This window comes from Mesosutterella porci, from assembly GCF_022134585.1.
Lineage (GTDB): Bacteria > Pseudomonadota > Gammaproteobacteria > Burkholderiales > Burkholderiaceae_F > Mesosutterella > Mesosutterella porci.
The window spans coordinates 149,741-162,559 of record NZ_JAKNCT010000004.1; the positions used below are offsets into that span (position 1 = coordinate 149,741).

A 12,819-nucleotide genomic window follows, 5' to 3' on the forward strand; every position below is an offset into this window, starting at 1 on the left:
CGCAGGTGTGTTCTTCGAAAATTTCGTCGTCATGGAAATCTTGAAGAGCTGGTGTCGCAACGGGAAGAAGACGCTCTTTTACTTTTACCGAGATACGGTAAAGCGGGAGATTGATCTGCTGATCCGGGAAGGCTCGACAATTTTGGCGTGCTCAGGGGGAACACGGTCAAGCGGGCTCCCCAGGGAACGCAGTTTTTCTCCAACTCGGGTATCCTTTCCTGCATTGTGGAGCACAGGCGCGCGAAAAGCGCCTGCAGCCAGGATGAAAAGGAGCCATCAGGCCATGATGCAGGAAGGAAGCTGGGCGGTAAGCCCGCAGGACTGCCGCGGGCTCGGGCAGGGGGCGGCGCTCTCGCCGCTTGAGTCGCTTTCGGTAATCCGCGCCTCAGGCGCGGATGCGCTTGGATTTTTCGACCGGCTCTTCTGCAGCCGCATCTCCGACATTGGCGAGGGGGCGAAGCTCACCGGCTGGGCTGACGCCCAGGGGCGGCTGATCGCCGCCCCGCGGATCGTGCGCGAGGCTACCGAGAGCTTTCTTCTTCTCATTCCGCGCGGCCTCGCCCCGGCATTCCTGAAAAAAATACGTCTCTATGTCTTCCGTTCGAAGGTGAAGTTCGAGGATGTCACCGAAAGCCTCCGCGTTTCCGGCCTTGCCGGGGGCGGGGCCGCGCGGGTGCTCGAGGCGGCGGGGCTCTCGGTGCCCGAAAAGCCCTGGGAGGCCTCGCGTTCCGAGGGGCTCACCGCGGTGCGGGTGTCAGACGCGGATCCCGGGCGGGTGCCGGCGTTTGAGGCCGCGTTCCCGCGAGTGATCGTCCTCGGGGAGCCTGGGGCGCTTTCGCGTCTTGACGCCCCGAAGGCCCCCGAGGGGCTGTGGTGGCTCGCCGACATCTCCTGCGGCTTGCCCATGGTCTTTGCGGCTACCTCGGGCCGCTTTCTCCCCCAGGCGGTGGGGCTTGAGAAACTGGGCGGGGTCTCCTTCAACAAGGGCTGCTACCCGGGCCAGGAGGTGATCGCGCGGCTGCAGAACCATCCCGAGCGCCTGAAGCGCCAGCCTGAAATCCTCTGCTCGCATGAGCCGCTGCCGGGCGCCGGGGGCGAATGCCCGGGCGGCACCGTGGTCGAGTCGGTGAGCGCGGGCGAGGCTTTCTACGCCCTCATCGAAAAGCAGCGCTGAACCCCCCAGGCCCCGGGCTCCGGTCTTGAAGGCCCCGTTACCCAGAGGGAGTTAAGACTTCGGCGGGTGAAGGGGCCGCCCCGGCGGCCTAAAAGACTAAGGCACAGTCCTCATTGCCGCGGGAAGCATTAGTTTCTAAAATATTTCGTTACAAGGCAGAGGCGCGGGACTCATGAGTCGCGGCTTCCACACAAAGGGCTGAAGAGCCGGAAGCTGCCAAAGGGGGAACCGCCGAAGACCGAAGAAGCTGCTTCAGAGTTTTTCGGATCTGGGCCGCAGGAGAAGATCCTGCGGACTGTCGCCCGCGGGACGGTCGTTCGCGCGGGCGGAGCGCTGCCGGTTACTCTCGCGCTTTTTCTTTTTTCGAAGAACATTCTTTTCGTTCGCCCCGAAGGGGAAAAAGGCTGAGTTCCCGGTTGGGTTCTGGCCTTTTCGTCTCCTTCCTCCTTTTTTCAAGCAGCACCGGAGGCGGGTGGGTTTTCTTAAACGGAAAGAATGAAGTGAAATCAGAACATACCATCGTGAAGCCCTGGCAGGCCCTTTCAATGCTTGTCGTGGGCGTCCTCATCATTGTCTACGGCCTCATGGGTCTCTCCGTGAACGTCCGCATCGTGCTTGCCGTGGACGGCGTTGTCATGTGCCTTATGGCGGTGCTTTTCGGCGTCCCGTACTCGAAGTTGCAGACGGGCATCAAGGACATCATCGCCTCGATGCTGATCGCAATGCTCATTCTGCTCGCCGTGGGCGTCCTGATCGGAAGCTGGATGGCCGCGGGCACCATCCCCGTCATGGTCTACTACGGCATGCAGGTGATCACTCCGGCGCTCTTCCTGCCGGTCGCCTGCATTCTGTGCACGCTGATGAGCACCTTCGCGGGCACCTCTTGGGGAACGCTCGCCACCGTGGGCGTCGCCTGCATGGGCGTCGCCTCCGGCCTGGGCGTCCCGATGGAGGCCGCCGCCGGCGCGGTCTGCGTGGGGGCGTTCTTCGGCGACAAGATCTCGCCCCTGAGCGACTCGACCGTGATCACGGCCACCGTTACGGACACCCCGCTCATGTCCGGGATCTGGCACGCGCTTCTCACCACGGGGCCGGCCTACCTGATCAGCCTCGTCTTCTTCTTCATATACGGCAGCTCCTTCCAGAGCGGTGTGGCTGAAAGCGCAGTCTACGACGAGATCCTCACGACTCTCGCACACACCTTCAACCTGTCGGTGATCACGCTGCTTCCGCTCGTGGTCGTGGTGGGGCTCATCGTCTGGAAGAAGCCCACGCTGCCCACGTTCGTGGCCGGCATTGCGGTGGCCGCGGTCCTCGCCATGATTCTTCAGGGCATGGACTTGAAGACCGTCCTCACCAGCCTCTACAGCGGCTACTCCGGGCATTCCGGGTCGGCCTTCGTTGACAAAATGCTCAACCGCGGCGGCTTCACCAGCATGCTGAGCACGATCGGGCTGCTGATGGCGGCGGGCATCTTCGGCGCGCCGTTGCGCACCGCGGGCGTGGCCGACGTGCTGCTCGACTTCGTGAAGCGCCTTGCTACGAGCCCCCGCGTGATGAGCTTTTCGATCATGTGCCTGCACGCGCTCTTTTTCCTCATCACGGGCGCCTACTACGTGAGCTATCCGGTGATCGGCACGATGACGAAGGATATGTTCTCGGAGTACGGGCTCGACCGCAAGAACCTGATGCGCATGATGCTCGACACCGGCACGGGGCTTGCTCCGCTCGTGCCTTGGTCGACGACCGGCTCCTACACGGCGGCGACTCTGGGTGTCGCGAACCTCGCGTTCCTGCCCTATGCGCCGATGCTCTGGCTGTCCATTGTCTTTTCGGCTTTCATCGCACTCACGGGCATCGGCTCGGCAAAGCTGCCCCGCCGTAGCGGGAATTCGCAGGCCGGGGCCGCTTCCGAGGCGAACTGACTCAGAGGGGAGAAAATCATGGAAGAAGTTCTTCAGCGCTGGTACGACCTGATCAGCATCGACTCCGTCATGGGCCACGAGGCTAAGGCCGCGGAGTATGTGAAGAAAACGCTCGAGTCCTTCGGGCTCATCGTGCATATGAGCTATTTCCCGGAAGACGAGAAGAACGAGCGCCCCTCGGTCTGGACGGTTCTCGACAGCGGAAGGCCCGGCCCGACGCTGCTTTTCATCGGCCACATCGATACGGTGGACGTGAACCGCGAGGCCTGGATGACCGATCCCTTCAAGCCTACGCTGATCGACGGGAAGGTCTACGGCCGCGGAGCCATGGACATGAAGGGAGGAGACGCCGCCATCCTCTCAACCATCGGCTACTTCAGCGCCCACCGCAGCGAGTTCGCAGGGAAGATCATGGCCTGCTTCGTCTCCGATGAGGAGGGGCTCTCGCAGGGCACCTACGAGCTCGTGCGAGAGAACGTGATCCATGCGGACCTCGCCTTGATGGCCGAGTGCCGCTATGACAACGTCGCAGTGGGCTTCCGCGGACGCTTCAGCTTCGAGGTGACGGTGAAGGGCAAGGCCGGCCACGCGAGCCGCTACCCGCAGGTGGGGGAGAACGCCCTCATCAGCGCGGGGAAGCTCGCCGCCGCGATCGAAGCGCTGCCCACGCTCTCGCACCCGAAGCTCAACCGCGGGACCTGGTGCGTCCGTTACTTGAGCGGCGGCAGCGCCGGGGCGCTTGTCGTCCCCGACAGCTGCTACATGTTCGTCGACCGCTACGTGGTGCCCGGCGAGACCGCGGAGCTCTGTATCTCGCAGATCATGGAGGCGGCGAACGCCCTGGGCCTCGGCGGCAAGGTCTCCGTGCGGCTCAAGCCCCGCAAGAGCCCCTACATGCAGGCCTTCGCCATACCGGAAGACCACGTGCTCGTGCGGACCCTGCAGCGCCACTACCGCGATGTGACCGGGGTGGATTTGCCGGTAGCCTACGACCCCTCGGTGTGCGACTCCAACATTCTCGCGGTCTCGCTCGGCATTCCTGTGGTCACTTTCGGGCCCTCAGGCGGCAACATGCACGGCGACAACGAGTACGGGGTCCCCGAGCAGGTGACCAACGCGCTTGAGATCTACAAGCGCCTCACCCGCGATCTGCTCAAGCCCGGCGCGGCTTGATTTGTTACAGCTGACAACAGGCTGTAACCATTCCGGGCCCAAACTTAAAATTCGTGACGGTTTCCTCCGCTCCGGACGGGTATGCTTGTGAGCACCGGGCTTCTCTCCGGGGCCCGGAAAAGGAGAATCACATGAACAGCATGGCAGGCAAGGCTGCTGCGGCAGCAGCCGCGCTCATGATCGGTGCGGCTCAGGCCGGTGCGGCCACCCAGGTCAATATTTCAATCGGCGACTCGGGCTATTGGGGCGCTATCCCGATGGTGAACGGCCTGCGGCCTGACGTCTGGAACTCGACCCCGATCGTCGCGATCGGCGCGGCGATCGCCGGGACCTCGATCCTGTATCTCAACGTTCCGGAAGCCCAACGCCGCGACTGGAGGCACTACTGCAGCCGCTACGACGCCTGCGGCCGTCCGGTGCGTTTCGTGAAGAACGACTGGTACCGCCATCATTACGCCCCTGAATACCGCCGTCGGCATCCGGCCGCCATGCCGCCTGCGCGCGATGCGAGGGGGCCGGCTCCGCAGCGCGGGGGTCCGGGAGACCGCCCGGACGGAAGGCGCTGAAAGCTTTAAGGCTGCCTGAAGCTCGGGCTCCCGGTTTTCTGGTCTTCCAGGACTCCGGGAGGTTCGAGAAAATCAAGCATCGTGAACAATTCTCGATGCTTTTTTTTACTCCCGGGCGGACCGTCTGCCGTGTGCCGGACGACAGAAGGATGTCCTCTGAGAGCCGCATTTCTGTACAGGCTTTTCACGCTGTATTAATGAGAGGGTCAGCCCCTGTGGCGGAGCATTACTCAGCGGCCATCCGCCATGAAACCTTCATTGGAAAACAAAAGGGCGCCCTTATTTCTTAAATGCCTTTAATTACCAATGCTTGACTCATTGAAATCCGGTAATTACCCTATTTGCTGCCTGGATCGTTGATCATGCGCCTGATTGATTAATTTATGCTTGTGAATAATCTCTGCGGCTTCGGAGGAACAGGATCGTGAAACAGTTTGAATCGTCGTTTTTTGATGTATCTCATTTTATTGCGTCAGAAAAAATATTTAATTATCTGCCAGCCGACGATGCCCGGGAGCAAATTCACGTTTCTTATAACGTTAACGATGCGTATATTCCGTTTATGGGCGCCTCAATGGTTTCTGTCATAGAAAACAATAAGGGTGCGTCGCTTTCATTTCACATTTTTACAGACGGGTACAGCGATGGCAGTGAGGAAAACATTAGGAAAACAGCCCAGAAATTTCACTGCTGCTGCTATTTATATCGTGTGAATATGGAGCCGTTTAAGGATTTCCATATTAAGGTTTCACGTTTCTCACGTGTAACCTACGTCAGACTGTATATGCCGAAGGTATTGGGAAAATATGCAGACAGGTATATTTATGCGGACTCCGATACCATGTGCATTTCTTCATTAAAGCCTCTGATGCACCTGGATATGAAAGGCTATGCCATAGCCGCGGCCGCTGATCGTCCTGATTCCGTCAAATACAGATCTGAATATTTGAAGCTAAAGAATGGAAGATATTTCAACGATGGCATTATGCTAGTGGACTGTAAGCAGTGGGAGAAAGACCATATTACGGAAAAAGCCTTTTCTTTCCAATGCGAACCGAAAGAGCGTTTTTTAGGGCAAAGCCAGGATATACTGAATTTGGTTTTTGACGGAAATCTTTATTTTCTGCCGCATGCCTATAATATAACGGACGGCGGAGATGATTATGATACTGACCAGGGAGTGTTTATTCACTGGGCCGGAAGAAGAAAGCCGTGGAACATGGTCCTGACGCCCTTCGATGCCCAATGGCGCAAATATAATGCTTTATCGCCCTGGCCCACTGTTACGAATATTCTGCCGATTAAAAAACCTGAAAATTATCATGATTTCCAACAGTGGGGACGATATCAGAAAAAGCATGGAAATCTGGCGGGATATTTTAAGGGGATATTTTGGTATTCGTGGCTGCGGATGCGCTATAAACTGCATCTTTAAACGATTCGGCTGCCGCAATAGGGATTTACGGATCGCTGTAAAATCTAAAGGGCCGTGCTTCGGCGATTATTTCTAATCAGCCAGGCTGAAGAATCAGGCGAAGCCAATTAGAAAGCATATGCGCGGGCTGTTTTTTCCCGTGCCTGAAACAAAGACAGGGTGCCGACTGTTATGGCAGATTTCAAAGCGTTTGACAAAACAAGCAAAGTATTGATAACCGGGGCGGCCGGTTTTATTGGCTTTCATCTGGCCAGGCGGCTGCTGTCGCTGGGGGCCTCTGTCCTTGGATTTGACAACCTCAATGATTACTATGATGTTTCTTTAAAGGAAAGCCGCCTGGCTATTCTTGGCCGGTTTCCGCGATTCACCTTTGTCAAAGGTGATTTGGCCGATGAAAAAGCCGTGATGGGATTGTTTGAGTCCTTTCATCCGGATATCGTTGTGAATCTGGCGGCCCAGGCCGGGGTGCGTTACAGCATCGACCATCCCCGTTCTTATATTGATTCCAATATTGTGGGTTTTTTCAATATCCTTGAAGCCTGCCGCCGACATAAAGTCGCGCATCTGCTGTTCGCATCCAGCTCGTCTGTGTATGGCAATCAGCAGAAAACGCCTTTTTCAACGGCCGACAATGTGGATCATCCCATCAGTCTCTATGCGGCGACCAAGAAGTCTGACGAGCTGATGGCTTATGCCTACAGTCATCTGTACGGGATTCCGGCAACGGGACTGCGTTTCTTTACGGTTTATGGGCCCTTTGGCCGCCCGGACATGGCCTATTTCAAGTTTGCCAATAAAATCCGCAGGGGAGAAGCGATCCAGATCTACAACCACGGGGATATGTACCGGGATTTTACCTACGTGGACGACATCGTTACCGGCATTGAACACATGCTGTGCAATCCGCCCAGGAAAAATGAACTGGGCGACGCTTATAAAGTCTATAACATTGGCAACCATCAGCCAGAACAGCTGATGCATTTCATCGAAGTCCTGGAACAGGCCCTGGGGAAAAAAGCCAAAAAGGAATATCTGCCCATGCAGCCCGGCGATGTGTACCAGACCTATGCCGATGTCAGCGAGCTGCAGCGCGATTTTGACTTTAAGCCGGAAACGACCATTGAAGAAGGGCTGGGGAAATTCGCCCAATGGTATAAAACTTACTATAAATAACAGAGGCGTGGGTTTCCTGAAAGCGGATTGGCTGCTTTTGCCTCTTGTCCCTTAAAAAGTCTGCCCCGTTTAAGTTGATAAAACGGAAAAAGGCGGACTCTTTTCTCTTGACGCTGAATTCAGCAGTCTGTCGCCACCTTGTTCCTTGCAGAGGCGGGCTGCCTCTGCGCCGGGCAACATATTGGGCGGCAGACTAAGCCCTCTTTTTAGGGGATTCTTATTCTGCCGCCCCAAAACTGCAGCGTGTTTGCAATTCCGGCCGCTTTTCCCGGGGTTCAGCCCCCGGGAAAAGAGCGATCAGATCTTTCCGACGAGATCAATGCCGGGCTTCAGGGTCTTCTTGCCGGGCTTCCAGCGGGCGGGACAGGCGAGGTCGCCGTGCTCGCGCACATACTGCAGGGCTTCGACCTGGCGCAGCAGTTCCTCGGCGTTGCGGCCGATGTTGCCGTCCACCACTTCGTAGGCCTTGATGCGGCCGTCGGGGTCCACGACAAAGGTGCCGCGCTCGGCCTGGCCCGCCTTTTCAATGAGCACGCCGAAGTCGCGGGAAAGCTCATGGTTGCTGTCCGAGAGCATCGGGAAGCGCAGCGCGCGGATCGTCTCCGAGGCGTCGTGCCAGGCCTTGTGCACGAACTGGGAGTCGGTCGACACGGAGAAAACTTCGCAACCGATCTTCTTGAAGGCCTCGTACTGGTCGTTCAGGTCGGAGAGCTCGGTCGGGCACACGAAAGTAAAGTCCGCGGGATAGAACATGAAGACGGACCACTTGCCGAGAATGTCCTTCTTGCTCACGGTGATGAACTTGTCGGCCTGGTAGGCGGAGGCGGTGAAGTCGGCAACTTCCTTGTTGATGAGAGACATGGATGTTTTTCCTTGGCGTAAAAAAGGGCCGAAAAAAGCGTTTCTGCGATCGAGGCCCTTTGGTTCGTATCGAGAATGATTTTTATTTTACGAATAATATCCGACAAAGCCACTCAGGTTTTCCCTCTCCTCCGAAAGAAGGGCGGCGGGGCCTTGAGCGCAGGGGATAGGCCAAAAGGGCAGGAAGCAAAGAGGGGGCAGGGCCGGGGCGCCGTCCCCGGCCTGAAGTCTCAGCATCGGGGGAAAAAGGGCTTTGCCAAGGGTTTCGGGGCGGCGGGCAAGAGAAAGCCGCCTGCCGAACGCTGCTCCTTTAGGAAAATCCGGGGAAGTTCTCCTTTGTCTCCCCGTCTTTAAGGGCGGAAGGTCTGCGCTTTTTTTGAGCGCACGACGTCAGGCAGCCGGGGCAACCTTTTTATTTCACCTTGAAAAAATCATAGAACGATTGTTTATAACTATTAAATAACAATGAAAGCGTGATTCTGCCGGCGCCAGCCTTCATTCCGCCGGCGGCTTTTTTGAGCCGCCTCTGTTGACCGCAGGGCCCGGCAGAAAATAAAACGTCATTTTTCGCACCGCGAAACATGATTTAAAAATTTGACGCGAAGTCAGATAGTTGTTTCTGAATCCGCGCAATTCCAGAACAACAGGCAGTTTTCATGAGGAGACCTCACCATGGAATATCTGGCGTCATTTCTAGCGGTGCTTGTGACCATTGCCACAGGGTGGCTTGTCATCAAGCGATATCCCACTGTCATTGTCCTTCTGGGCTCGGGCCTGATCATGATCGCGATTGCGATCCTGTTCGGGGCCGACCACATCCTCCCCAAAGGCGCGAAGTCCACGGGGCTTGTCTGGTTCGACCTCGTCGACCTGATCCGGCTCGCGAGCGTGAAGCAGGTAGCCGGCATCGGCATGATCATCATGGTGGCCGGGGGCTTTGCGAAGTACATGGAGCGCATCGGCGCTTCAGGCGCCCTGGTGAAGGTCTGCATTTCCCCGCTTAAGGCGCTTAAGAGCCCGTACCTCGTGCTCGCGCTCTGCTATATGCTGGGCGCGGCGATGTGCCCGGTCGTCCCGAGCCACGGAGGGCTGGCGATGCTGCTGCTCACCACGATGTACCCGATCCTGCTCAAGCTCGGAGTCTCCCGGGCGGGTGCGGCGGCCGCCATCTTCTGCTCGGGCACGATCGGCATGGGGCCCGGCACCGGCACGGCCCTCTTCGCGGCCAAAATCGCCGACATCGAGCCGATTGTCTATTTCGTTCAGTACCAGCTGCCCGTTGCGATCCCGATGATCATCACGATCGCGGTGCTCAATTTCTTCGTTCAGCGCTACTACGACCGGAAGAATGATGACGTCTATACGGACTCCGTTTTTGACAGCGGAAAGCTGATGCCGGTCGGCCCCTCGGGCTATGCGATTCTGCCGGTGCTGCCGATCGCGCTCCTTTGCGTGTTCTCGAAGTTCGGCTACCAGTCGATCCAGCTCAATACCGTGACCGCGCTCTTTCTCGCCTGGATCATCGGCGTCGTGGTTGAGCTCATCCGCCGCCGCGACCTGATGAAGGTCTGCGAGGACGCAATGGCGATGATCAAGGGCATGGGGTCGCTCTTCACCACGATCGTCTCGCTCATTATCGCGGCTCAGATCTTCGCGACCGGCATCAAGCTGTGCGGGTTGATTGACCTGCTTCTCAAATGCGCGAACTACGGTGGCTTCGGCATGACCGGGATGGCCGGTGTCCTTTCGGGTCTGATCGCGATCGTCGCCTTCCTCACAGGCAGCGGCGTGGGCGCGCTCACGAGTCTGGGGTCCATCGCGACCGATGTGGCCGCGGGCCTGGGCGGGGACGTGACCCAGCTCATCTCCTCCATGCAGTTTACGGCGGGGCTCGCCCGCGGTATCTCGCCAGTGGCGGGCGCCACGATTGTGGTGGCCGCCGCGGCCGGCATCACGCCGATCGCCATCATCCGCCGCACGGCGATCCCGATGCTCGGGGGCTGGATCGTGATGATGATCGGCAACTATCTTCTTCTGGGCTGAAGCAGGCCGGTCCCGACCGCCTCTTTCTCTCATTTTTTTTTTGGGGGGGGAGGGGGAGGAAGGGACGGCCCGGGCGGACATAAAAGAGGCGCAATATGAATCCTGATATTTATGAGGCAATCAAGGCCGAGGCCCGCGCAATGCAGGACTCGATCGTGGGCTGGAGGCACCATCTGCACGAGAACCCCGAGCTTTCCTTCAAGGAGACGGGCACCACGGAGTTCATCCGCAGGGAGCTTGAGTCCTTTGGCTACAGGGACATCCAGGTGGGGTTCGGCCCGGTCGGAACGGGGCTTTGCACGTACGTGGGGCAGGGCGGCCGCTGCGTGGGGCTGCGCTGCGACATCGACGCGCTGCCGATTGCCGAGCAGACAGGGCTGCTCTACCAGTCGAAGAACCCCGGGGTCATGCACGCCTGCGGGCATGACGCCCATGCCGCCTGCATGCTCGCTGCCGCCCGAATCCTGAAGCTATACGAGAAAGATCTGCCGGTGCGGGTGAAAATCTTTTTCCAGCCCGCGGAAGAGACGCGCACGAAGATTTTTGAAAAGCCGCTCTCTGGGGCGGGCTACGTCGTGCGCAGCGGCGCGCTCGAAGGCGTGGACGCGATGTTCGGCATGCACGTCTGGGGGATATTCGAGGCCGGGAAGGTCTTTGTCCGCGAGGGCGCGACTATGATGGCTTCGGGGCGCTTCAGCCTGAAGGTGATCGGCAAGGGCACTCACGGCGCGAGCCCTCACCTGGGGTGCGATCCGGTCACGACGGCCTCCCAGATCGTCTGCGGTCTGCAGACGATCGTCTCGCGGGAAACGAGTCCGATCGAACCCGCACTGATCACGGTGGGCACCATCCACGGGGGGACCGCGACCAACGTGATCCCGCAGGAAGTAACGCTCTCGGGCACGATCCGGGCAGCGCGCGAGGATCTGGTGCGGTTTATGGGCAAGCGGCTGGGGGAGCTTGCATCGCTCACCGCGCAGGCCCATCGCTGCAGGACCGAATACAGCCTCCTCATCAACGGGCCGGCCGTGATGAATAACCCGGCGATGGTCTCGGTGGTGCGCAGCGCGGCAGGCGCGATTCTAGGAAGCGGGCGTGTGAAGGACGTCGACATGCTCACGGGCTCGGAGGACTTTCGTGAATATTCCGCCCGGGTTCCGTCCTGTCTTTACTTCATGGGCATGAAGGACGAGGGAAAGGGCGTTGGCCAGCCTCAGCACGATCCCGCCTTTCTCGTAAACGACGCGGTGCTCTCAGATGCCGCAGCCGTGATGGCGGCCATTCCGTTTGCCTTCGGGCAGGCCTGCCAGGGCTAGTCCTTCGGGGCTTCGGGCAGAGGACGGAGCTCGATGCCCGCAGTCCCCTGCGGCAGCAGCGGCGCGATGCGCCCGAGGATATCGTCCCGGATGATGCCGTGCAGCTCCGTGATGATCCTGGTGAAGAGCTCGGAGGGGACGCTCGCTTCCGCAAGGACGTAGATGGATCTTGACAGTCCCGGCGGGGGAGAGGGCAGGACGCGCAGCTCCTCGAGGAGCTCCAGGTGCTGCAGCAGAGACAGCGGTCGGATAATGGCCCAGCCCAGCCCCTGGGCCACGAGCTTCATGCGCATCCCGATGCTGTCGGTGTAGATGTTGCCGCAGACGGGGATGTCGTGGGTCTGGAAATGCCCGTCCTCAAGCCTGCCCCCGCCGCTCGAGCGGTAGTTGTGGATGAAGGGCAGACCGCAGAAGGCGAGCTCTCGCCAGCTGCCCGGACTGAAGGCTGCGGGGGCTGCGCTGCGTGGGAAAATGATGACCGAGGGTTCGGTGAGCAGCTCGAAGCGGCGCAGTCCCGGGGCTTCAAAGCAGGGGTTGATGGAAAGGATGACGTCCACTTCCCGAGCGGCAAGCCGCTCGCAGAGGCGGTCCGCGCCTCCCGTGAGGCACGAGATCCTCTGCAGCGACGGGGCCATTTTTCTGATGAAGGCCGGGGCGATGTCGTAGGAAAAGCTGTCGATGAAGCCGATCCTGAGGGAAGGCCTGATGCGGCTCATGAGCCGGATTTCCGTAACGCTTTTTTCAAACTGCCGCATGCAGGGGCGCAGCTCGCTTTCCAGGCGGCGGCCTTCGGCCGTGAGCGAGGCGGGGCGGCGCGAGCGGTCGAACAAAAGGACCCCCAGCGAGGCCTCGAGCTCGCTCAAAATTCGCGAGACCGAGGCGACTGACAGCTCCGCGAGCTGCGCCGTCTTTCGAAAGGAGCGAGTCTCGCAGAGGCTCAGGAAGATCTCAAAGTCCTTGTTGAAAAGGCTTTTTTTCAGACTGATGTTTCTGCTGGGAAGCGGCTCGGCCATGGCGTGATTTTCCGAAGTCAGGCGCGGAACGCGCCGGGATTCAAGTTTAAGCGCGCGAAAAAGCAGCAAGAGGATTTTCTAAGAGGTTGAAAGGGCGCATGGTGCTGCCGGGAATAGCAGGCGCAAGAAGGCCGCAGCGC

At 59.1% G+C, this 12,819-nt stretch carries 10 protein-coding genes and 1 riboswitch; of the genes, 8 read left to right on the forward strand and 2 right to left on the reverse strand.

Annotated elements, in window-relative coordinates:
- The first annotated feature begins 7 nt into the window (after positions 1 to 7).
- From ygfZ to MAF45_RS04475, 6 genes are all read left to right on the forward strand, one after another.
- Positions 8 to 1,174, forward strand: a complete 1,167-nt coding sequence (gene ygfZ, locus MAF45_RS04450) for a CAF17-like 4Fe-4S cluster assembly/insertion protein YgfZ (protein WP_502568684.1) — start codon at positions 8 to 10, stop codon at positions 1,172 to 1,174.
- A gap of 148 nt (positions 1,175 to 1,322) precedes the next feature.
- Positions 1,323 to 1,518, forward strand: a riboswitch (Lysine riboswitch).
- Between the two features lie 156 nt (positions 1,519 to 1,674).
- Positions 1,675 to 3,099, forward strand: a complete 1,425-nt coding sequence (locus tag MAF45_RS04455; RefSeq protein ID WP_237978349.1) for a Na+/H+ antiporter NhaC family protein — start codon at positions 1,675 to 1,677, stop codon at positions 3,097 to 3,099.
- Positions 3,100 to 3,117: 18 nt separating this feature from the next.
- A complete protein-coding gene (locus MAF45_RS04460) occupies positions 3,118 to 4,272 on the forward strand; it encodes a M20 family metallopeptidase (RefSeq protein WP_237978350.1) in 1,155 nt (384 codons plus the stop codon).
- Between the two features lie 131 nt (positions 4,273 to 4,403).
- Positions 4,404 to 4,838 carry a hypothetical protein gene (locus MAF45_RS04465; RefSeq protein WP_237978351.1) on the forward strand — a complete coding sequence of 145 codons (435 nt, stop codon included), beginning with the start codon at positions 4,404 to 4,406 and terminating at the stop codon, positions 4,836 to 4,838.
- A gap of 424 nt (positions 4,839 to 5,262) precedes the next feature.
- Entirely contained in the window at positions 5,263 to 6,273 is a 1,011-nt protein-coding gene (locus MAF45_RS04470; RefSeq protein WP_237978352.1) for a glycosyltransferase family 8 protein, read from the forward strand.
- A gap of 171 nt (positions 6,274 to 6,444) precedes the next feature.
- Positions 6,445 to 7,446, forward strand: a complete 1,002-nt coding sequence (locus tag MAF45_RS04475) for an NAD-dependent epimerase (protein ID WP_237978353.1) — start codon at positions 6,445 to 6,447, stop codon at positions 7,444 to 7,446.
- Positions 7,447 to 7,743: 297 nt separating this feature from the next.
- On the opposite strand, the gene ahpC is transcribed toward MAF45_RS04475, so the two are convergent.
- Complete coding sequence (ahpC, locus tag MAF45_RS04480) at positions 7,744 to 8,307, reverse strand: alkyl hydroperoxide reductase subunit C (protein WP_237978354.1); 564 nt, start codon at positions 8,305 to 8,307, stop codon at positions 7,744 to 7,746.
- A gap of 672 nt (positions 8,308 to 8,979) precedes the next feature.
- Between ahpC and dcuC the strand changes: the two genes are divergently transcribed.
- Both dcuC and MAF45_RS04490 read left to right on the forward strand, forming a co-directional pair.
- A complete protein-coding gene (gene dcuC / locus MAF45_RS04485; protein ID WP_237978355.1) occupies positions 8,980 to 10,350 on the forward strand; it encodes a C4-dicarboxylate transporter DcuC in 1,371 nt (456 codons plus the stop codon).
- A 95-nt stretch (positions 10,351 to 10,445) separates the two neighbouring features.
- On the forward strand, positions 10,446 to 11,666 hold the full coding sequence (locus tag MAF45_RS04490) for a M20 metallopeptidase family protein (protein WP_237978356.1): 1,221 nt from the start codon (positions 10,446 to 10,448) through the stop codon (positions 11,664 to 11,666).
- Here MAF45_RS04490 and MAF45_RS04495 read toward each other — a convergent pair.
- Positions 11,663 to 12,679, reverse strand: coding sequence for a LysR family transcriptional regulator (locus tag MAF45_RS04495; protein ID WP_237978357.1), 1,017 nt, complete (start codon positions 12,677 to 12,679; stop codon positions 11,663 to 11,665). The two genes, MAF45_RS04490 and MAF45_RS04495, sit on opposite strands and share 4 nt — an antisense overlap.
- Positions 12,680 to 12,819: the final 140 nt, after the last annotated feature.